This is a genomic window from Streptomyces paromomycinus, from assembly GCF_003865155.1.
GTDB lineage: Bacteria > Actinomycetota > Actinomycetes > Streptomycetales > Streptomycetaceae > Streptomyces > Streptomyces chrestomyceticus.
The window spans coordinates 5,285,300-5,305,179 of the sequence record NZ_BHZD01000001.1 but is presented as its reverse complement, the minus strand read 5'-3'; the positions used below and the strand labels follow the sequence as shown (position 1 = coordinate 5,305,179).

Annotated in this window: 20 protein-coding genes; 10 read left to right on the top strand and 10 right to left on the bottom strand. The window is 71.2% G+C overall.

Annotated elements, in window-relative coordinates:
- Positions 1 to 272 precede the first annotated feature (272 nt).
- The 6 genes from OEIGOIKO_RS22490 to OEIGOIKO_RS22465 all read left to right on the top strand — a co-directional run bounded on the left by OEIGOIKO_RS22490 (position 273) and on the right by OEIGOIKO_RS22465 (position 4,681).
- A complete protein-coding gene (locus OEIGOIKO_RS22490) occupies positions 273 to 1,022 on the top strand; it encodes a DUF4232 domain-containing protein (protein WP_125055547.1) in 750 nt (249 codons plus the stop codon).
- A 140-nt stretch (positions 1,023 to 1,162) separates the two neighbouring features.
- Entirely contained in the window at positions 1,163 to 2,104 is a 942-nt protein-coding gene (gene bla, locus OEIGOIKO_RS22485) for a class A beta-lactamase (protein ID WP_125055546.1), read from the top strand.
- A 171-nt stretch (positions 2,105 to 2,275) separates the two neighbouring features.
- Complete coding sequence (locus OEIGOIKO_RS22480; protein ID WP_125055545.1) at positions 2,276 to 3,028, top strand: DUF4328 domain-containing protein; 753 nt, start codon at positions 2,276 to 2,278, stop codon at positions 3,026 to 3,028.
- A gap of 198 nt (positions 3,029 to 3,226) precedes the next feature.
- Positions 3,227 to 3,907, top strand: coding sequence for a DUF5753 domain-containing protein (locus tag OEIGOIKO_RS22475; RefSeq protein ID WP_307721240.1), 681 nt, complete (start codon positions 3,227 to 3,229; stop codon positions 3,905 to 3,907).
- An 11-nt stretch (positions 3,908 to 3,918) separates the two neighbouring features.
- On the top strand, positions 3,919 to 4,110 hold the full coding sequence (locus tag OEIGOIKO_RS43970) for a DUF397 domain-containing protein (RefSeq protein WP_170251815.1): 192 nt from the start codon (positions 3,919 to 3,921) through the stop codon (positions 4,108 to 4,110).
- A gap of 88 nt (positions 4,111 to 4,198) precedes the next feature.
- Entirely contained in the window at positions 4,199 to 4,681 is a 483-nt protein-coding gene (locus OEIGOIKO_RS22465) for a hypothetical protein (RefSeq protein ID WP_125055543.1), read from the top strand.
- Here the strand turns inward: OEIGOIKO_RS22465 and OEIGOIKO_RS22460 are convergent.
- From OEIGOIKO_RS22460 to OEIGOIKO_RS22445, 4 genes are all read right to left on the bottom strand, one after another.
- On the bottom strand, positions 4,645 to 5,229 hold the full coding sequence (locus OEIGOIKO_RS22460) for a GNAT family N-acetyltransferase (protein WP_125055542.1): 585 nt from the start codon (positions 5,227 to 5,229) through the stop codon (positions 4,645 to 4,647). The two genes, OEIGOIKO_RS22465 and OEIGOIKO_RS22460, sit on opposite strands and share 37 nt — an antisense overlap.
- Complete coding sequence (locus OEIGOIKO_RS22455; protein ID WP_170251813.1) at positions 5,226 to 5,831, bottom strand: helix-turn-helix domain-containing protein; 606 nt, start codon at positions 5,829 to 5,831, stop codon at positions 5,226 to 5,228. Before OEIGOIKO_RS22455 ends, OEIGOIKO_RS22460 begins: the two co-directional genes overlap by 4 nt.
- Before the next feature lie 101 nt (positions 5,832 to 5,932).
- Positions 5,933 to 6,742, bottom strand: a complete 810-nt coding sequence (locus tag OEIGOIKO_RS22450; protein ID WP_125055541.1) for a S1 family peptidase — start codon at positions 6,740 to 6,742, stop codon at positions 5,933 to 5,935.
- Positions 6,743 to 7,078: 336 nt separating this feature from the next.
- Positions 7,079 to 7,894 (bottom strand): S1 family peptidase, encoded by an 816-nt coding sequence (locus OEIGOIKO_RS22445; protein ID WP_125055540.1) that lies wholly within the window; start codon positions 7,892 to 7,894, stop codon positions 7,079 to 7,081.
- Positions 7,895 to 8,409: 515 nt separating this feature from the next.
- On the opposite strand from OEIGOIKO_RS22445, the gene OEIGOIKO_RS22440 reads away from it, so the two are divergent.
- On the top strand, positions 8,410 to 8,895 hold the full coding sequence (locus OEIGOIKO_RS22440) for a hypothetical protein (protein ID WP_125055539.1): 486 nt from the start codon (positions 8,410 to 8,412) through the stop codon (positions 8,893 to 8,895).
- Positions 8,896 to 9,055: 160 nt separating this feature from the next.
- On the opposite strand, the gene OEIGOIKO_RS22430 is transcribed toward OEIGOIKO_RS22440, so the two are convergent.
- The 6 genes from OEIGOIKO_RS22430 to OEIGOIKO_RS22405 all read right to left on the bottom strand — a co-directional run bounded on the left by OEIGOIKO_RS22430 (position 9,056) and on the right by OEIGOIKO_RS22405 (position 16,068).
- The gene (locus OEIGOIKO_RS22430; RefSeq protein ID WP_125055538.1) at positions 9,056 to 10,000 is read right to left on the bottom strand and encodes a hypothetical protein; all 945 of its coding nucleotides are present in this window, start codon (positions 9,998 to 10,000) and stop codon (positions 9,056 to 9,058) included.
- A gap of 100 nt (positions 10,001 to 10,100) precedes the next feature.
- Complete coding sequence (gene hemB, locus OEIGOIKO_RS22425; RefSeq protein ID WP_031008396.1) at positions 10,101 to 11,096, bottom strand: porphobilinogen synthase; 996 nt, start codon at positions 11,094 to 11,096, stop codon at positions 10,101 to 10,103.
- Entirely contained in the window at positions 11,093 to 12,742 is a 1,650-nt protein-coding gene (locus OEIGOIKO_RS22420; protein WP_125055537.1) for a bifunctional uroporphyrinogen-III C-methyltransferase/uroporphyrinogen-III synthase, read from the bottom strand. The genes hemB and OEIGOIKO_RS22420 overlap by 4 nt, the downstream gene beginning before the upstream one ends.
- Positions 12,739 to 13,716 (bottom strand): hydroxymethylbilane synthase, encoded by a 978-nt coding sequence (gene hemC / locus OEIGOIKO_RS22415; RefSeq protein ID WP_125055536.1) that lies wholly within the window; start codon positions 13,714 to 13,716, stop codon positions 12,739 to 12,741. Before hemC ends, OEIGOIKO_RS22420 begins: the two co-directional genes overlap by 4 nt.
- A complete protein-coding gene (locus OEIGOIKO_RS22410; RefSeq protein ID WP_125055535.1) occupies positions 13,713 to 15,152 on the bottom strand; it encodes a glutamyl-tRNA reductase in 1,440 nt (479 codons plus the stop codon). The genes hemC and OEIGOIKO_RS22410 overlap by 4 nt, the downstream gene beginning before the upstream one ends.
- Positions 15,153 to 15,225: 73 nt before the next feature.
- Entirely contained in the window at positions 15,226 to 16,068 is an 843-nt protein-coding gene (locus OEIGOIKO_RS22405) for a redox-sensing transcriptional repressor Rex (protein WP_125055534.1), read from the bottom strand.
- Positions 16,069 to 16,446: 378 nt separating this feature from the next.
- Between OEIGOIKO_RS22405 and OEIGOIKO_RS22400 the strand changes: the two genes are divergently transcribed.
- The 3 genes from OEIGOIKO_RS22400 to OEIGOIKO_RS22390 all read left to right on the top strand — a co-directional run bounded on the left by OEIGOIKO_RS22400 (position 16,447) and on the right by OEIGOIKO_RS22390 (position 19,793).
- Positions 16,447 to 16,725, top strand: coding sequence for a glutaredoxin family protein (locus tag OEIGOIKO_RS22400; RefSeq protein WP_030024824.1), 279 nt, complete (start codon positions 16,447 to 16,449; stop codon positions 16,723 to 16,725).
- Positions 16,726 to 17,052: 327 nt separating this feature from the next.
- Entirely contained in the window at positions 17,053 to 17,949 is an 897-nt protein-coding gene (locus tag OEIGOIKO_RS22395) for an HAD family hydrolase (RefSeq protein WP_371858808.1), read from the top strand.
- Between the two features lie 1,061 nt (positions 17,950 to 19,010).
- Positions 19,011 to 19,793 carry an ECF subfamily RNA polymerase sigma factor, BldN family gene (locus tag OEIGOIKO_RS22390; RefSeq protein ID WP_030017980.1) on the top strand — a complete coding sequence of 261 codons (783 nt, stop codon included), beginning with the start codon at positions 19,011 to 19,013 and terminating at the stop codon, positions 19,791 to 19,793.
- The last annotated feature ends 87 nt before the right edge of the window (positions 19,794 to 19,880 follow it).

Below are 19,880 nucleotides of genomic sequence, written 5' to 3'. Positions count from 1 at the left end.
GTTCCAGCGTCCCGGATCCGCGGACAGCCGTTGCGGCCGGGACGGACCGTCGCCCAGGCTGTGATCACCGACGACGCCCTGACCAGGGCCTTACCGGGGAGCAGCCGTGCGGATCCGTTTCCGCTGTCCTCTCGAACCGGCCGACTTCGCGGCACTGGGCGTACTGACCGCCTGTGTCGTCGTCATCGCGGCCGTCCTCCACAGCTTCTGACCGCGCCCGATCAAACGTTCCGTCCCATTCCAGTCCCATGACCTCACGGGGAGCACCACCCATGCGTTCGCGTCTCTTCTCCACCCGTACCGCCCGGGTCGCCGCCTCCGCCGCGGCCGTCGCCGCCGCCCTCTCCCTGACCGCCTGCGGCGGCGCCGAGGACGGCAAGAAGGCCGCCGGGGCCGCACAGCCCGTGGCCTCGGCCGGCCCGGTCCCCGCCGGCCAGGACTCCTCGGCCGGTTCCGGCGCCGGTGCCGGTTCCGCGGACGCCTCGGGCGGTACGGGCCCGGCGGCCAAGGCCCCCTCCGGCGCGGGTTCGCAGGGCGGTCACGGCTCGCAGGCGACTCCCGCCAGGACCGGTTCCGGCGGCAAGCACGGCACCTCCACGGGCGGGAAGCCGTCCGCCTGCACCGCGGCCAACACCAAGGTGACCGTCTCCAAGCTCAGCCGCCCCATCAATCACCTCCTCCTCACCCTCACCAACACCGGCTCGACCCGCTGCGACGCGTACCACTACCCGGCCCTCCGCTTCGACGACGCCCAGGCACCTACCGACGTCCTCCAGAGCAGCAAGCCGCAGTCCGTGGTGTCCGTCGAGCCGGGCCGGTCCGCGTACGCGGCGGTGCGCACGTCGGACGCCACCGGGGAGGCCGAGGGCGGCAGGACGGTGCACAGCCTGGACATGTTCTTCGCGAACCGGGACGGCAGCTACGCCGAGCGCCCGGCCCACCCCAAGCTGCCGAAGGGCACGTACATCGACGACTCCGCCCAGGTCACGTACTGGCAGAGCGAGCTGGACAACGCCCTCTGACAGGCCTGCCGACGACCTACCGGCCTACCGGGCCACCGAACCAGCGGACCACCGGACCACCGGGCTTACGCAACCAACCCCTCCACCCCCAACGTCCCCACCAGCAACAACCAACCGGGGGACTGGGGAAAGGACACACCATGCGCAAACCCACGCCGTCTCTCACCCGGCGTTCCGTACTCGGCACCGGCCTCGGCCTCGGCCTGGGCGGCGCGCTCGCCCTGGGCACCACCACGGCGAGCGCCACCCCGTCCGGCCCCGCCGGCCCCACCGCCACGCCCGCCACCCGCCGCCTGCGCGAACTGGAACGGGAACACCAGGCCCGGATCGGCGTCTTCGCCCTGAACCTCGCCACCGGCGCCACCCTGCTCCACCGCGCCCACGAACGTTTCCCCATGTGCTCCGTCTTCAAGGGGCTCGCCGTCGCGGCCGTGCTGCGCGACCTCGACCACGACGGCACCCAGCTGTCCCGCGTCATCCACTACACCGAGGCCGACGTACGCAAGGCCGGCCATGTGCCCATCACGTCCCAGCACGTCGCCGACGGCATGTCCGTACGGGACCTGTGCGACGCGGCGGTCCGGTACAGCGACAACTGCGCCGCCAACCTCCTCCTGCGCGAGCTGGGCGGCCCGACCGCCGTCACCCGCTTCTGCCGGTCCCTCGGCGACCCGGTGACCCGCCTCGACCGCTGGGAGCCCGAGCTGAACTCCGGCGAACCGGACCGCCGTACGGACACCACCTCCCCGTACGCCGTCGCCCGCACCTACCGCCGGCTCGTCCTCGGCAACGCCCTGAACAGCCCGGACCGCGCCCTCCTGACCGACTGGCTGCTGCGCAGCACCACCAGCGTGGAACGTTTCCGCGCGGGGCTGCCGAAGGACTGGAAGGTGGCGGACAAGTCCGGCGGCGGCAGCACGTACGGGACGAGCAACGACGCGGGTGTGGCCTGGATGCCCGACGGCACCCCGATCGTCCTCGCCGTCTTCACCCACAAGCCGACGCAACCCACCGCCTCAGGCGATACCCCGCTCGTCATCAAGACGGCCACCGTGATGGCCGAGGCGGTCGCCCCGGCCTGACCCCGCCCCGCTGCCCAACCGCTCTTCGTGACCTCTCGCTGCCCCGGCCATGGCTTCCGGCCGGGGCAGCCGCAATCCCGAACCCATTTGCCGAGCCACCCCCCATCCCGTAAATTCCTCTCCCTCCCGCCCCAAGGCGGGCATTTTCATGTTCAGGGGAGTTACTCAGCCATGTCTCACATACCCGTCGGTCCTCCGCCCCCCGGTTTCCCGCCGCCCGACGGTTTCCCGCCCACCGGCGGCCCGGCCCTCCGGCCGACCTGGGGCCTCGCCAAGGCCCTCACCGTACTGTTCTGCCTGGTCATCGCCACAGGCCTGTTCGCGCTCTTCAAGGACGTCCACGCCTTCGCGCTGTTGGACGACCTGACCGTCCTCACCGAACAGGATGCCGAACACGCCGACGCGTTGGAGGCGTTGAGCAGTGGCTTGCAATCCACCGCACTGCTCGCCACCGGCATCGTCTTCCTCATCTGGTTCTACCGCTCCCGCGTGAACGCCGAGCACTGCACCCGGGATGTGTGCACCCTCGGCCGCGGCTGGGCCATCGGGGCCTGGTTCATACCTGTCGCCAACCTGTGGCTGCCGTTCCGCGTCGCCAGGGAAACCTGGCAGGCGAGCACCCAGCCGGCGCCCGACGGCGCCTGGCGTACGGTCTCCACGGCACCGGTACGGACCTGGTGGGCGCTGTGGGTCCTGACAGAGGTCATCGACTACATCGGTATCGCCCTCTTCGGCATCGACGTAACGGCGTTCCCGGACACCAGCCGCCAGGTCGTGGTGTTCACGGCCCTGACCGACCTCCTGAACGTCGTCTCCGCCGTTCCCGCTGCCCTCTTCGTCCGCAAGCTGACCCGTATGCAGCAGGTTCCCGCGGCGCCGTACGCGGTCGCGGCCACCGGCCCCGTTCCGTACGGTTCCGCCTGACCGGCCCCGCACGGCCGGCGCCGAGCCCGTAGCCCGCAGGCCGAGGCGCCACAACCCTGGCGCCTTGACCTTCACACCGGTGTCAACACCTACGGTCCCGCGCATGCCTCCCAGCCGACGCCCGACCACCTGCTCGGAGGCAACCAGGCCCGCATAAGCAACATCGAGACCGGCCGCGCGCCCATCAGCGCGGAACGCGTGCGCACGCTCGCGTGCAACTACGACTGCGCGGACGAAGCCCTCATCGACGCCTTGGCCGCGATGACCGGTGGCCGCACCCGCCACTGGTGGGAGGAGTACCGCGGCATCCTGCCGCCCGGGATGCTCGACCTGGCCGGACTGGAGCACCATGCGGTCGTGTTGCGCACGGCGCAGACCTCAAGCCTGCCGGGCCTGCTCCAGACCGTGGACCACGCCCGCGTCGTCTTCCAGCAGGTCGTCCCCGCGCTGCCGCCTCCGGAGATCGAGCACCGCCTCTCGCTACGCATCAAACGCCAAGCGGTCCTGTATCGGGACACTCCGGTGCCGTACACCGCCATCATTCACGAAGCGGCACTCCGCATGCAGTTCGGCGGACCTGCTGTCACCAAGGCGCAGCTCAATCACCTGCTCGACGCAGGTGGGCGGGACAGTATCACGATCGCCGTCATCCCCTTCACCGCAGGCGCCCACCCGGGCTCGGGCCAAACTGTGCTGTACGCCCACGGCCCCGTACCGCGACTCGACACCGTGCAACTCGACCAGTCGCACGGCCCCGCCCTTCTAGACACCGAAGCGCAACTCGCCAAGTACCGCACGGTCCTCGGCCGTCTCCACGCACTGGCGCTCGGCCCGGCCGCATCGCGGAACTTCATCCACGCCATCGCCCGAGAACTCTGAAAGGCCTGCCCGTGCCGTCCACCCACTGGCAAAAGTCCTCCTACTGCGCAGACTCCAGCAACTGTCTGAGCGTCGCCGCGTTTCCCGATGCCGCCATACGCATCCGAGAAATCGAAACCCCGAACCCGGTGGTCACAACCGCCCGGCCCCAGTTCGGCCTCCTCATGGACGCCATCAAGTCAGGTTCATTGAACAGCCCTTGAACATTCACTGGGTCCGTCAACCGACAGCGCGCTGGACCACTCTCGTGGGTGATGGCAGCCTCGTGACTTTCAAAGTACTTTCGAAGTCATGAGCACCGATGACGCGGCGGCCGTGAACTTCTCCGAGCTGGTGAACAAGAACAAGCAGACACTCGACCGACTACGAGACTCTCCGCACCTGTTACTGCACCGCAGAGACGGTGAGGACCTGGTCCTCACCACCGCGGCGCGGGCCGAGCAGGACCGGACGGTCGTGTCGGCGGCCACGCGCATGCTGGCCGCCATCGCACGGCACGAACCGGGCCGCACGGGCTTGCTGCTCGACATACTGCCGGATGCCTTTCCCTGGGTCCGTTTTCTGCCCGACCCGGATGCTCACGCCTTCGCCGTCAACCTGGTCGACACCATGCGTGCCGCCGATTCCGTGGGCAATACCGCTTCCGTTGCCCAAGCGCTGACCGCCTGGCGGCACACAGCCGAAGCCCATTCCGATCCTCACCTTCTGGCCGCATCATCCCGGAATCACGAGGCTGATTACGGTGCAGCGCCTGACCCCGAGCACGTCGCATGACGCCGAGCCGGCGCGGCCCCCTCCCCCACCTCCTTGTAAAAGAACGTGCAGTCCCGCAGCTCGCCCTCCGGGTCCGACGCATAGGACGGGACCGTGCCGTACGGGGTCCAGCCGGCGCGGCGGTACAGGTGGTCGGCCGGGCTGGCGGTTTCCGTGTCGAGGAGCAGGAGGCGGAAGCCGGAGCGGGCGGCGGACTGTTCGGCGGTGGTGAGGAGGGTGCGGCCGAGGCCCTGGCCGCGGGCGGTCCGGTGGACCAGGAGTTTGACGATCTCGGCGCGGTGGCGGCCGTTCGGTTTGAGCGGGTGGGCGAGGCTGACTGTGCCGGTGATTCCGGCAGGGCTCTCGGCCACCCAGATGTCGAGGGTGCCGTCGGACACGGCGGGGCGTTGGGTCCGCCACCAGGCCGTTGCTTCCGCTCGGTTGAAGGGGGCGACGAAGCCCAGGGAGGAGCCGTCGGCGACGGTGTCGGTGAGGAGGTCGGCGAGGCCGGGGAGGCTGCTGTCGAAGGTCTCCGGGGAGAGGTGGGTGATGGTGGTGGAGTGGGTCATGGGAGGACCACCACCAGTGCGTAGCGCGTGGTGTCGGGGCCCGTGTTGCGGAAGCGGGTGGGGCCCCAGAGGCGGAAGCGGAGGCAGTCGCCCGGGGTGAGGGTGTGTGCCGTACCGGATGTGGTGATCTCCAACTGGCCGTCGAGCAGCCAGATGTGTTGTTCCAGGCCGGGGACGGGCGGTGGGCTGTCGTAGGTGATGTCGGCGCCGGGGCTCAGCGTGGCTTCGACGATCTCGCCGCGGAGGTTGGGGTGGGGCGGCGAGACAGAGCGCCGCGTGAAGCCGGAGGGAGCGTCGTGCCAGACGGACTGCGCGTCGGCCCGTACGAGTTGGGGCGGCTCCGACTCGACCTCGGCCAGCAGCCGGGACATCGGCCGTTCGTACGCCGCGCACAACCGGGACAGCAGGGCCGCCGTGGGGCTGATCTCGGCCCGTTCCAGGCGGGAGAGAGTGGACCGGCTCACGTCCGTACGCCGAGCCAGGTCGTCGAGCGACCAGCCGCGCTCCGTACGCAACTCGGCCAGGCGGGCGGCGAGTCGGGACTCCATGGGGGCGGGTTGAGTGCCGTCGGAGGCACCACTGGCCGGTTCTCCGGTTCTCATATGCGGGACGGTATCCCGGATATGAGACACACGGGAAGGGGTTGCAGAGATCTGGGTGGCGGAGGCGTCCCGGGCCGGCGAGCGGCCCGGGACGCGTCCGGTCAGCCCGCCAGCTTGGTGGCGGCCTTCTCGATCTGTGCGGAGAAGGCGCTCACCTTCGTGTAGACGCCGGGCTTGCCGGGCCGCGCGCAGCCCTCACCCCAGCTGGTGATGCCGACCTGGACCCAGTCGCCGTCCCCGTCGCGGCGGAACAGCGGGCCGCCGGAGTCGCCCTGGCAGGTGTCGACGCCGCCCTCCGCCAGGAAGCCGGCGCAGAGCTCCTCACCGGGGGTGAGCAGGTCGCCGTACGCCTGCTTGCAGGCGGTCATGTTCACGAACGGGACCTTCGCCTTGCGCAGGTAGCGCTGCTGGGGGCCGCTCTCCCGGCTGGCGCCCCAGCCGGCGATGGTGAACGTGCCGCGGTCGAAGTTGTCGTCCTCCGCGATGTGCAGCGTCTCCTGGTTCTTGATCGGCGTCGCGAGCTTGATCAGCGCCCAGTCCTTGCCCTTGCCGTCATAGCCAGGTGCCTGCGCGACCTCGGTGGACTTCACCTTGATCGCCTTGGGGTTCTGGAGGTCCACGACGCCCGCGGTGACGGTGATGCCGGTGTTGGGGCCGCTGCCGTCCACGCAGTGCGCGGCGGTCAGGACGACGTCCTCCCGTATGAGGGAGCCGCCGCAGCCCATCGAGAGCCGCACCATGAACGGGAACTCGCCCTGCTTGGCGGGCGGTCCGCCGATGATCTGCTGGCCGGGGGCCGGCGCCGGGGCCGGTGCGGCGGTGGCGCCGCCTGCCGACTGGAGGGCGACCGCCGCCGCCACGGCGGCACCAACGGCTATGGATCTCTTGATACATCTCGCGGAGCGCTTCAAGGACTTTCCTCTCGCGTCGGGGAGGCACACCAATGTCCAGCTCGTGCTGCGCAGCACGGGGCAGCACCACCGGGGCGAACTGCTGCGGCGGAAGTGCCACGACGTGACTGGAGCGTTGTGATTATGTGGACGCACCCCAAAGACGCACAAGGTTCTGAAACCGGCCACTTGTCGGGCCACGTGTCGGGATCGGCGACGTATGCGGATCTGGATGGTTCGGTACCGGTTCCGGCAGGGGGCAGACGGAAGTTCCGGCAGGGGCAGACAGAAGGGCGGGGCGGCGATGTCGCCGCCCCGCCCGTACGGGTCCGAAGGGCCCGGAGCGCCCCGAAGGACTCAGCGCCGCAGCTGGTCCGCCGCGGTCGCGATGGCCTTCGCGAAGGTGCTCACCCGCGTGTAGACGCCGGGCTTGCCGGGCCGGGCGCAGCCGTCGCCCCAGCTGGTGATGCCGACCTGGATCCAGGCGCCGTTGTTGTCCTTGCGGAACATCGGGCCGCCGGAGTCGCCCTGGCAGGTGTCGACGCCGCCGGTCGACATGATCCCGGCGCAGATCTCCTCACCGGGGATGTACGCGCTCCCGTACGCCCGCTGGCAGGTGGGGGTGTCGACGAACGGCACCGTCGCCTTGCGCAGGTAGCGCTGCTGGCCGCCGCCCTCGCGGGTGGCACCCCAGCCCGCGACGGTGAAGTCGCCCGAGTCGTAGCGGCCGTCCGTGGTGACGGGGAGGGTGGGCAGGTTGGTGACCGGGCGGGCGAGTTTGATCAGCGCCCAGTCCTTGCCGGAGCCGTTGTAGCCGGGGGCCTGGAGGACTTTGGTGGACTTGACCTTGATCGCGCTGGAGCTCTGGAGGTCCACGACACCGGCCGTGGCGGTGATGGAGGTGTTGTTGCCGCTGCCGTCCACGCAGTGCGCGGCGGTGAGCACGATGTCCGGACGGTAGAGCGCGCCGCCGCAGCCCATGGACAGCCGCACCATGAACGGGAATTCGCCTTGCGCGGCGGGCACCCCGCCGACGACCTTCGTGCCGGGTGTGCTGCTCGACGGCGTCGGCTCACCGGCGGCGCCGGCGGTGCCGGTCTGGAGCGACAGGGCCGCCAAGGCGACCGCGCCGAGGGCGACGGATCTCTTCAGGAACTTCGCGTGACGGGTCAACGGACGTCCTCTCCGAGGGGGTGGTGCCGCTTCGGTCAGCGCCGGCCAGCGGTGACCGGGTCATGCCAAGTGCACATCGAGGGCGCCCACCGGAACAGGACGTGCGTGGGGGAGGGGGCACCACGACGCGGCAGAGCGTTGTGATTATGGGGACGCCACGAACGGGTCACAAGTCACAGAACCGGCCAATCGTCATGGGTGGGGCGGATGCGGGGGATGCGACGAGCCGTCTCCCGCTTGCCGAGACCGGACGGCGACGACCACCGTGACCGTGCCCGGTAACCGGACGCCGTCGACAGTGACCGGTTCTCGGCCTGCCGCACCTGCCGCCCGGCCTGCTTCGCTATGTCCCGCATGTACGACAGGTCGGACACAAGCGTGAGGACTGCTGGTTCGCACTCGTACATCGCCACCCCGGCCGGGCGCCGCCACCACCACATCCGCGCCCGAGCCCACACCCACCCACTCCCACGCCGCGCCCGTGCCCAGCACGGCACGGCACACCAAGGAGCCCCATGAAGCCCGTCATCAGACCCGCGCTGGCCATCGCCGCCCTCGCGCTCACCGCGTCCGCCACGGCCGCCGCTCCCGCCTCCGCGGCCCCGCAGACCTCCCCCGCCGCCCAGGGCAAGTACTGCACCTACATCGTCGACACCGGCCAGGGCGGCTGCTTCGCCACCCGCGCGCAGGCCGACCGGTTCGGCAACGCCAGGGCCGACTACAAGATCCTCGGCAAGATGTGGACCGACGCCAACTCCGGCGGCTCCGAGCTGGCGCTGCGCGGCAGCGTCGGCTGCAACTGGCGCTACCCGGAGTTCAACAGCCTCGCCAAGTGGGGCTACAACGACAACATCAGCTCCGTGGAGGGCGTGGCCTGTCCGATCACGCTCTGGGAGCACGGCGACTTCCGCGGCGCCAAGCAGACGTACTACGGGTACGTCCCTTACGTCGGTGACGGCATGAACGACAAGGCCAGTTCGGTCAGCTTCGACCTGCGCTGACGGCCGCTCCGCACGGCGGGCCGCGCCCCTCGGGAGGACGCGGCCCGCACCACACGCGTACGGCGGCCGGTCAGGCCGCGTAGGCCGGTCAGGCCGGTCAGGCCCGTCAGGCCCGTCAGGCCCGTCAGGCCCGTCAGGCCCGTCAGGCCCGTCAGGCCCGTCAGGCCGCGTAATGCACGGTGCCCGACATCCCGGCCGTCCCGCCACCGCACACCTGCCGATAGCGGACGGAGAGACCGGTCACCTTGCCTTCCTCGGTGAAGTACAGGCGGTCCACGCTGAATTCACCGGTGGCATTCCCGCAGGCACGCCCGTTCCCGTAGACCTCCAGGGTGGCGCCGCCTTCCGCGCCGGTGACCTGGTACGTACGCCCGGCGGTCAGCCGCTCGCCCGTCGGCGGCCGGAACTCCGCCGTCCAATACTCCCGCTTGCCCTCGACGCCGAACGAGACGCCGCCGCCGTAGCTGTCCGACAGCCGGAAGGTGCTGGTGGCGCCGGTGTGCGTCACCGACTTGCCCTGCCCGACCCAGTCGCCCGCGTCGCTCTTGTACGTGTACGACAGCGGCAGCGCACGGTACTTGACCGTCCCCTTCAGCGGCTGGGCCGTCGCCGACTCGCACTTCTGCGTGTACGAGGCGTCGAGGAGCGTGACCGCGCCCGACGCGTCCGTGGCGATCTGGGCGATGCTGAACTGCCCGTACACCTCGTTGCAGCCGCGACCGTTGCCGCCGACGTCGAGGCCGGGCGAGCGACCGGTGCGGAACGCGGCCCGCTCGGCGTTCCGGTAGACGCCGGGCCGCAGTTGCTCGCCCTTGGGGGCGGCGATGTCGATGTCCCACAGGTCTTCAGCACCCTGGACCCGGACGCGGACCGCCCCGGCGTCCCCGGTCAGGGTGATCTTCGCGGTCGGCTCCCGGTACGTACCGGCCTTCCCCTGCCCGATGTAGTCCCCCGCCACGCTCGTGTACGTGTACGAGGTGACCGGCGACGGCCCGGCCGCCGCCGCGGCCGGAGTGGCCAGCGCCCCGCCGAGGCCGGCCGCCGCACACAGCGAGACGGCGGCGCTCCCGACGGAGCGCCGCCATCTCTTCAGTCGTGTCCTCATGTCCGTACCCCTCCCTGTCGTCACGTCGCTTCTTCCCTCCCCCGAACGGGAGTTGGGTACACGGGTGCGACGCCGCAACAGCAGAGGTACGGATGGGGAACTAGAGCTTGCGCGCGACCTCCGTGGCCCAGTAGGTCAGGATCATGTCCGCGCCCGCGCGCTTGAAGCCGGTCAGGGCCTCCAGGATCGCCGCGTCGCGGTCGATCCAGCCCTTCTCGGCGGCGGCCTCGACCATCGCGTACTCACCGGAGATCTGGTACGCGGCGACCGGCACGTCCACCGCTTCCGCGATCTTCGCCAGCACGTCCAGGTACGGCATGCCCGGCTTGACCATCACCATGTCGGCGCCCTCCTGGAGGTCGAGCGCCAGCTCGCGCAGCGACTCGCGGGAGTTGCCGTAGTCCTGCTGGTAGGTCTTGCGGTCGCCCTTGAGCGACGAGCCGACCGCCTCGCGGAACGGGCCGAAGAACGCCGAGGCGTACTTCGCGGTGTAGGCCAGGATCGAGACGTCCTCGTGGCCGGTCTGGTCCAGCGCGTCACGGATGACGCCGACCTGGCCGTCCATCATGCCGCTCGGACCCACCACGTGGACGCCCGCGTCCGCCTGGACCTGCGCCATCTCGGCGTAGCGCTCCAGCGTCGCGTCGTTGTCCACCCGGCCCTCGGCGTCCAGGACGCCGCAGTGGCCGTGGTCGGTGTACTCGTCCAGGCACAGGTCCGACATGATCACCAGGTCGTCGCCGACCTCGGCACGCACATCGCGGATGCCCTGCTGGAGGATGCCGTCCGGGTCCGTGCCGGCCGTACCGGCCGCGTCCTTCTTCGCTTCCTCCGGCACGCCGAACAGCATGATCCCGGCGACGCCCGCCTCGACCGCCTCGACGGCGGCCTTCCGCAGCGTGTCCCGGGTGTGCTGCAGCACGCCCGGCATCGCGCCGATCGGCACCGGCTCCGAGATCCCCTCCCGCACGAACGCGGGCAGGATCAGGTCCGCCGGGTGCAGGCGGTGTTCGGCGACCATCCGGCGCATGGCCGGCGTGGTGCGCAGCCGGCGCGGCCGGGCGCCGGGGAAGTTGCCGTACGTACTGCTGCTCAACTGCGAGCCCTCCTACGCGATCCGGGCCGGCGCTCGCTGGGACGCGTGACCGGGTCACCGGCCTCCAGCGCGGCATCGCGCCGCGCCGCGCCGAACTCCGCGAGCGCTTCGGCCAACTTGTGCACCGACGGCTCGGGCGACATGACGTCCACGCGCAGCCCGTGCTCCTCGGCGGTCTTTGCGGTGGCCGGGCCGATACAGGCGATCACGGTCACGTTGTGCGGCTTGCCGGCGATGCCGACCAGGTTGCGCACCGTGGAGGACGAGGTGAACAGCACGGCGTCGAACCCGCCGCCCTTGATCGCCTCGCGGGTCTCCTGCGGCGGCGGCGAGGCCCGTACGGTCCGGTAGGCCGTGACGTCGTCGACCTCCCAGCCCAGCTCGATCAGGCCCGCCACCAGCGTCTCGGTGGCGATGTCGGCACGCGGCAGGAAGACGCGGTCGATCGGGTCGAAGACCGGGTCGTACGGCGGCCAGTCCTCCAGCAGCCCGGCCGCGGACTGCTCGCCGGACGGTACGAGGTCGGGCTTCACACCGAAGGCGACCAGCGCCTTGGCGGTCTGCTCGCCCACCGCCGCGACCTTGATCCCGGCGAACGCGCGGGCGTCAAGACCGTACTCCTCGAACTTCTCCCGGACCGCCTTGACGGCGTTGACCGAGGTGAAGGCGATCCACTCGTAACGGCCGGTGACCAGGCCCTTGACCGCGCGCTCCATCTGCTGCGGGGTGCGCGGCGGCTCCACGGCGATGGTCGGCACCTCGTGCGGCACCGCGCCGTACTCGACGAGCTGGTCGGAGAGCGACGCGGCCTGCTCCTTGGTCCGCGGCACGAGAACCCGCCAGCCGAACAGCGGCTTGTTCTCGAACCACGAGAGCTGGTCGCGCCGGGCCGCGGCCCCGCGCTCACCGACCACGGCTATGACCGGCTGCCCGCCGTCCGCCGACGGCAGCACCTTCGCGGCCTTCAGCACCTGGGCGACCGACCCGAGGGTGGCGTTCCAGGTCCGCTGGCGTGTCGTCGTACCGGCGACGGTGACCGTCATCGGCGTGTCGGGCTTACGGCCCGCCGAGACCAGCTCGCCGGCCGCCGCGGCCACCGAGTCCAGCGAGGTGGACACGACGGCGGTCGCGTCGCTGGCGCCCACCTCCGTCCAGCAGCGCTCGCCGGCCGTCCGCGCGTCGATGAACCGCACGTCCGTGCCGTCCGCGTCGCGCAGCGGCACACCGGCGTACGCGGGCACGCCGACCGCGGCGGCGATGCCCGGCACGACCTCGAAGACGACGCCCTCGGCGGCGCACGCCAGCATCTCCTCGGCGACGTGCGCGTCCAGTCCGGGGTCGCCGGACACCGCACGCACCACCCGCTTGCCGGTGCGCACAGCCGACATGACAAGATTGGTGGTGTCCCTAAGCGCGGGTACTCCAGCGGTGGTTGACGCTTCGTCAGCCGTGGGCTGCTGCGGCGTGTCCACATGCGGACGCGCATGCGCGCGGACGACGTCGAGCACCTGCGGGTCGGCGACCAGCACGTCGGCGCGGGCCAGTGCCTCGACGGCACGCAACGTCAGCAGGCCCGGGTCTCCGGGTCCGGCGCCGATGAAGGTGACCTGGCCGGCGGCAGGGTGGTTCGGGGCGGTGGGGCTCAAAGTGCTCGCTCCCCCATAAGACCGGCCGCACCCTTCGCGAGCATCTCGGCGGCGAGTTCGCGCCCCATGTTCACGGGGGTCGCCGCGTCGCCGAGAGAGGCGGGTACGTGTCCGGTGGTGGACAGCTGCACCAGCGTCGAGCCGTCGGTCGTGCCGACGACGCCACGCAGGCGCATTTCGGTGACAGCCTGCCCGTCGGCCTGCAGGTCGGCCAGCGCACCCACAGGTGCGGAGCAGCCGGCCTCCAGGGCGGCGAGCAGGGAACGCTCGGCGGTCACGGCGGCCCGGGTGAACGGGTCGTCGAGCTCCGCGAGCTGGGCGGCGAGCTGCGCGTTGTGCGCGGCGCACTCCACCGCCAGGGCCCCCTGGCCGGGGGCGGGCAAAATCATGTCGGACGACAGGTGCTCCGTCGCCTCCTCGATCCGGCCGAGCCGGGACAGCCCGGCCGCGGCCAGCACGACCGCGTCCAGCTCGCCCTTCTCGACGTAACCGATACGGGTGTCGATGTTCCCGCGGATCGGCACGGTCTCCACCTGCCGGCCCAGCGAACGCGCCCAGGCGTTCAGCTGCGCCATGCGACGCGGCGACCCCGTACCCACCCGGGCACCGTCCGGCAGCTCCTCGAAGGTCAGACCGTCGCGCGCCACCAGCACGTCACGCGGGTCCTCGCGCAGCGGTACGGCGGCCAGCGCCAGCTCGGCGGGCTGCGCGGTCGGCAGGTCCTTCAGCGAGTGCACGGCGAAGTCGATCGTCCCGTCGAGCAGCGCGTCGCGCAGCGCGGAGACGAACACGCCGGTGCCGCCTATCTGCGCCAGGTGCTCCCGCGAGGTGTCGCCGTAGGTGGTGATCTCCACCAGCTCTACCGGGCGGCCGGTGACCTCGCGCACCGCGTCCGCCACCATCCCGGACTGGGCCATGGCGAGCTTGCTGCGCCGCGTCCCCAGCCTCAGGGCCCGTGGATTGCTGTCAGTCATGCCCGCTCCCGTGCTGTGTGCGGGCCGTCGGCCCGCGTGTCGGCCCGGCTGACGGCGGCTACCGTCTGCGGGTCGAGGTCGAAGAGTTCGCGCAGTGCGTCCGCGTAACCGGCGCCGCCGGGTTCGCTGGCCAGCTGCTTGACCCGCACGGTGGGCGCGTGCAGGAGTTTGTCGACGACCCGGCGCACGGTCTGGGTGATCTCCGCGCGCTCCTTGTCGTCGAGGTCGGGGAGGCGGCCGTCCAGCCGGGCGATCTCGCTCGCCACGACGTCCGCCGCCATGGTGCGCAGCGCGACCACCGTCGGGGTGATGTGCGCCGCCCGCTGCGCCGCGCCGAACGCGGCCACCTCGTCGGAGACGATGCCGCGCACCCGGTCCACGTCGGCCGCCATCGGAGCGTCCGCCGACGCGTCCGCGAGGGACTCGATGTCGACGAGGCGCACGCCCTCGGTCCGGTGGGCGGCGGCGTCGATGTCGCGCGGCATGGCCAGATCGAGCAGCGCCAGCTCGGGCGCCGGCGCGACCGCGCTGCCGGAGCCGCCCGCGGTCCCGGCGTAGCCGTCACCGGCCGCGATCCGGGCGGCGCGGGTCTCCGCGGCCGTCTCGATCGCCTCGCCGGTCAGGACCAGGCCGGTGGCGCCCGTACAGGACACCACGACGTCCGCCAGGGCCAGCTCGGACTGTACGGCGGTCATCGCCACCGCGCGGGCGGTCAGCCCGTTCAGCGCGCCCGCCGAGCCCGGCTCGGTAAGGATCCGCGTCAGCCGCTCGGCGCGCTCCACCGTCCGGTTGGCCACCGCCAGTTCGCTCACCCCGGCCCGTACGAGCGTGGTGGCGGCCAGCGACGACATCGACCCGGCACCGATGACCAGGGCACGCTTGCCCCGGGCCCACTCGGCGACATCGGTGTCGCCCGCCAGCTGCTCCAGACCGAAGGTGACCAGCGACTGGCCCGCCTTGTCGATCCCGGTCTCGCTGTGGGCGCGCTTGCCGACCCGCAGCGCCTGCTGGAACAGGTCGTTCAGCAGCCGGCCCGCGGTGTGCTGCTCCTGCGCGACCGCGAGCGCGTCCTTGATCTGGCCGAGGATCTGGCCCTCGCCCACGACCATCGAGTCCAGGCCGCAGGCCACCGAGAAGAGGTGGTGGACGGCCCGGTCCTCGTAGTGCACGTACAGGTACGGGGTCAGCTCGTCCAGGCCCGCGCCGCTGTGCCGCGCCAGCAGGGTGGACAGCTCGGCGACACCGGCGTGGAACTTGTCCACGTCGGCGTACAGCTCGATGCGGTTGCAGGTGGAGAGCACCGCGGCCTCGGCGGCCGGCTCGGCCGACACCGTGTCCTGGAGCAGCTTGCCGCGCGCCTCGGGGGCGATGGCCGCGTGCTCCAGCACGCTCACGGGGGCACTGCGGTGACTGAGCCCAACTACTAGGAGGCTCATGCTTTCACCTCGCTACGCGAGGCACAGCCTTCGCCTGTGGCGCACCTTTTGTCGATTCCCTCGCTGCGCTCGCTCATGCCGGCATCACGGCGGGTACGTCCCCGTCGGGTCCCTTGCGGTCGGACGCACCGGTGGACGTGTCCGTGTCCTGGCCGGTCTTGCCCGCGGCCTCGCGCACCTCGCGCACGGCCCGTCGGGCCTCGCGCGCGGCGACGGCGCGGGCGTCGTCGGACCCGTCGTCCTGGCCCGCGTCCTCGCCCGCCTTGCGCTGCTCGTGGAAGGCCAGGATCTGCAGTTCTATCGACAGGTCGACCTTGCGCACGTCCACACCGTCCGGGACGGTCAGCACGGTCGGCGCGAAGTTCAGGATGGAGGTGACACCGGCCGCGACGAGCCGGTCGCAGACCTGCTGCGCGGCGCCCGCCGGGGTCGCGATCACACCGATCGAGACGCCGTTGTCCTTGATGATCTTTTCCAGCTCGTCGGTGTGCTGGACGGCGATGCCCGCCACCGGCTTGCCCGCCATCGCCGGGTCGGCGTCTATGAGCGCGGCGACGCGGAACCCGCGGGAGGCGAAGCCGCCGTAGTTGGCCAGGGCGGCACCGAGGTTACCGATACCGACGATCACGACCGGCCAGTCCTGCGTCAGGCCCAGCTCGCGGGAGATCTGGTAGACGAGGTACTCCACGTCGTAGCCGACCCCGCGGGTGCCGTACGAACCGAGGTAGGAGAAGTCCTTGCGCAGCTTGGCGGAGTTGACCCCCGCGGCAGCGGCGAGTTCCTCGGAGGAGACCGTGGGGACCGAGCGCTCGGAGAGCGCGGTCAACGCGCGCAGATACAGCGGAAGCCGGGCGACGGTGGCCTCGGGAATCCCTCGGCTTCGGGTCGCCGGTCGGTGAGTTCGGCCAGTTGCCACGGTGCTCCTGCGGGTAGAGCGGGGCTGTGGACGGCCGTAGATTTCCCGACCGCCCCGTCGACAGCAGGCTATGTCTTTGTGAACGCGTGCACAAAGATGGTGTCCGCTTTGTCCGGCCAAAGTGACCGGGGTCACGCGGCTTTTACACCGCTTCGCGGAACCAACTCCCCCGGCGCACCGTTCACACGTTTCGCACCGGTAACACGGGAGCGCCGACGGCCGCACGCGCCCTCACTCCTCACCGCTATCACCCCGGAAACCTACAAATCGCCCACCGATGGTAGTCGACTCAGGCGACTATCTGCCCCGTCCGGCGGAGCGGTGACGGGGACACGTCACCGACGCGGCGGCGCCCCGGACGGAGGCACAATGACGGTCATGGCCTCCCTCTTCAGCCGCAGCGCCCGCAAGAACCCCGCCGACAGCACGGTCACGCTCATCGGCAAGCCCGGCTGCCACCTGTGTGATGTCGCACAGGAAGTCATCGAGCGCGTCTGCGCCGAGACCGGCGCCTCCTGGGAGAAGAAGGACATCACCCAGGACCAGGAGCTGTACCGCAAGTACTGGGAACAGATTCCGGTCGTCCTCGTGGACGGCGCGCAGCACGATTTCTGGCGGGTCGACCCCCAGCGGCTGCGCAAGGCACTCGGCGCCTGACGGTACGAGCCACCGCCACCGCAGCGGTACGAGCCCGTCTACACCCGGCAGGCCAGGCCGCGTACGGCACCGCAACCGCCCGGCGTACGCCCCCACGGCAGCGCACGCCCCGGCGGCCGGCGCCGTCCCCGGGATGGCCGTAACGCAACGGTCGGCCGCACCGCGGCCGCCCGACATCCGGCCGTAACCGGCCGCACCGAACAACCTGGCTACGCTAGCTACATGGCCCACCCGTCGTCCGCCCGCCGTCCCCGTAGGAACGCCTACGGTGCGCTCCTCCCCACGGGGTGGTTCAGCCGCCGTAGGCGCCCCGCCACCGCGCGCAGCGTGCTCGCAGGCGAGGCCGCCGCCGAGGCCGCGCGCAAGTCCTCCCTGGAGGCCGAGGCCGCCGAGGCCCAGGAAGCGGCCGCCCAGGGCGAGGACCCCGAAGAGCCGGAGTTCCCGGTCGTCGGCGACACCCACGCCGCGGCCTTCTTCGACCTCGACAACACCGTCATGCAGGGCGCGTCCCTCTTCCACTTCGGACGCGGCCTGTACAAGCGGCGCTTCTTCCACAAGCGCGACCTGGCCCGCTTCGTCTGGCAGCAGATCTACTTCCGTTTCATCGGCTCGGAGAACCCCGAGCACATGGCGGACGCCCGCAACAGCGCGCTCTCCATCGTCCAGGGCCACCGCGTCTCCGAGCTGATGACCATCGGCGAGGAGATCTACGACGAGTACATGGCCGAACGGATCTGGCCCGGCACCCGCGCCCTCGCCCAGGCCCACTTGGACGCGGGCCAGAAGGTCTGGCTGGTCACCGCCGCTCCCGTCGAGACCGCGACGATCATCGCCCGGCGGCTCGGCCTGACTGGTGCGCTCGGCACCGTCGCCGAGTCCGTCGGCGGCGTCTACACCGGCAAGCTGGTCGGCGAACCGCTGCACGGCCCCGCCAAGGCCGAGGCCGTACGGGCCCTGGCCGCCGCCGAAGGCCTGGACCTGGGACGCTGCGCCGCCTACAGCGACTCCGCCAACGACATCCCGATGTTGTCGCTGGTCGGCCACCCGTACGCGGTCAACCCCGACGGCCGCCTGCGCAAGCACGCCCGCGAACAGGGCTGGCGCCTGCGCGACTACCGGACCGGCCGCAAGGCGGTGAAGATCGGCATCCCGGCGGCGGCCGGCGTGGGGGCGCTCGCGGGTGGGGCGGCTGCGGCGGTGGCACTCCAGCGGCGCCGCCGCTGAACCGGTTCTTCGGGCTTCGGCCCGGGGGTGCGCGTGGTGCGCGGTGGGGCCGGTGGGTGGGGGCTCGGGGCCACTCCGGGGTCACTCCTCGGCATCCTTTAGCTGCAGTGAATCGGATACCTGGGCCAGCGTGCGGACTGCCTGCGGGGAGACCCCTGCGCGACCCCGAGCCCTGGCCGGATGGCGGCTTTCCGAGCGATCGGGCTGGGGACTTTCACAAGCCGGGCGCGTCCCGGTGCGCCCCGGCACCCCGGTGCGCACCGGCACCCCGGTGGCCTCGGCGCCCGAGTGCCCGGGCGCGCGAGTGCCCGAGTGGCCGCGCGTCGTCCGGCGCGTCAGCGTCCGAGTGCGCGAGCGTCCGGGTGCCCGAGTGGCCGGGTGTGGTCCGGCGCGTCAGCGCCCGGTGGCGCGGCGGAGCCGCGTCGGCGTGTGCCGATCCGGGGCGCGCATCCCATCACCGGGGAGCAGGGCGCGCCCTTCCGCCTCCCCCTGTGAGCCTCACCACCAGGAGAGGCGGACCCGGGCGTCATCGAAAACTCCCCCCCACCGACCTCGGCTCGCCGAACCGGCCGGAGGGGGCGTGTAGGGGGCCATCCCCGCAGGCAGTCCGCACGCCGGCCCACGTATCAATTCACTTCAACTAAAGGATGCCGAGGAGTTGGCCCCCTGCGCGCCCCCGCCCCCACAACGAAAGCAACGCGAACCGAACGTCAGCGCAACCCACGCGCGAAGCGCACCCCCGCGCGGACGCGCACCCCGACCAATCCCCGCTACCTACCCCCACCCCACCCCCCACAGTCCCGCCACCGACGCTCCGCCACAAGGCGCCCCGCAACCAGGCAGATCACGTTCCTTTCTGATCAATATCTGCTCAGGAATCGATACTTGATCGGGCATGAATTCGTAACGGACCAGAAGTAATCGATGATTTGAGCAACTGGGTGTAGCGCTGCCTGTACGAAGCGTTATTCTCCTCAGACGCAAACCGGTACCCACGCGTCCCTACGACGGGTGAACGGTCCCGCACTGCACGTGATGGAAGCTCTGCCTCTGGGAGTCCCGTGTACCCACACGTCGGGGTTGACGCCTCGGGCCTGGCTACGCTGCGTACGACACTCGTCGACCACCTGCGCAGTTTTGTCCCCACCGCGATCGCCGTCCCCGCATTCGCCACAGCCACCCCCGCCGGTCCCTGCTACGCCCTGGCCGACGGAAGCACCACCACCGTCACCAAGACCGGCGGCAGAACCCGCCGCGGCGCGGGCACGCCCGCCGCCCGGCGCCCCGCCGACAGCGACAGCCGCCGCATGATGGACCTCGTCGAGCGCGCGCAGGCCGGCGAGGCAGAGGCGTTCGGCCGGCTCTACGACCAGTACGCCGACACGGTCTACCGCTACATCTACTACCGGGTGGGCGGCCGGGCCACGGCCGAGGACCTGACCAGCGAGACGTTCCTGCGCGCCCTGCGCCGCATCGGCACGTTCACCTGGCAGGGCCGCGACTTCGGGGCCTGGCTGGTCACGATCGCCCGCAACCTGGTCGCCGACCACTTCAAGTCGTCGCGCTTCCGCCTGGAGGTCACCACCGGTGAGATGCTCGACGCCAACGAGGTCGAACGCAGTCCCGAGGACTCGGTGCTGGAGTCGCTGTCCAACGCCGCGCTGCTGGAGGCGGTCCGCAAGCTCAATCCGCAGCAGCAGGAGTGCGTGACGCTGCGCTTCCTCCAGGGCCTGTCGGTCGCGGAGACCGCGCGCGTCATGGGGAAGAACGAGGGCGCCATCAAGACGCTGCAGTACCGCGCCGTACGGACCCTGGCGCGGCTGCTCCCGGACGACGCCCGCTGACCGCCGCCGTGACGCACGGACCACCGTCCGTGCCGTCTGCCGTCCCCCCGCCCCCACCCGCGTCCCCGTGCCCACTGCGCTTCCGCC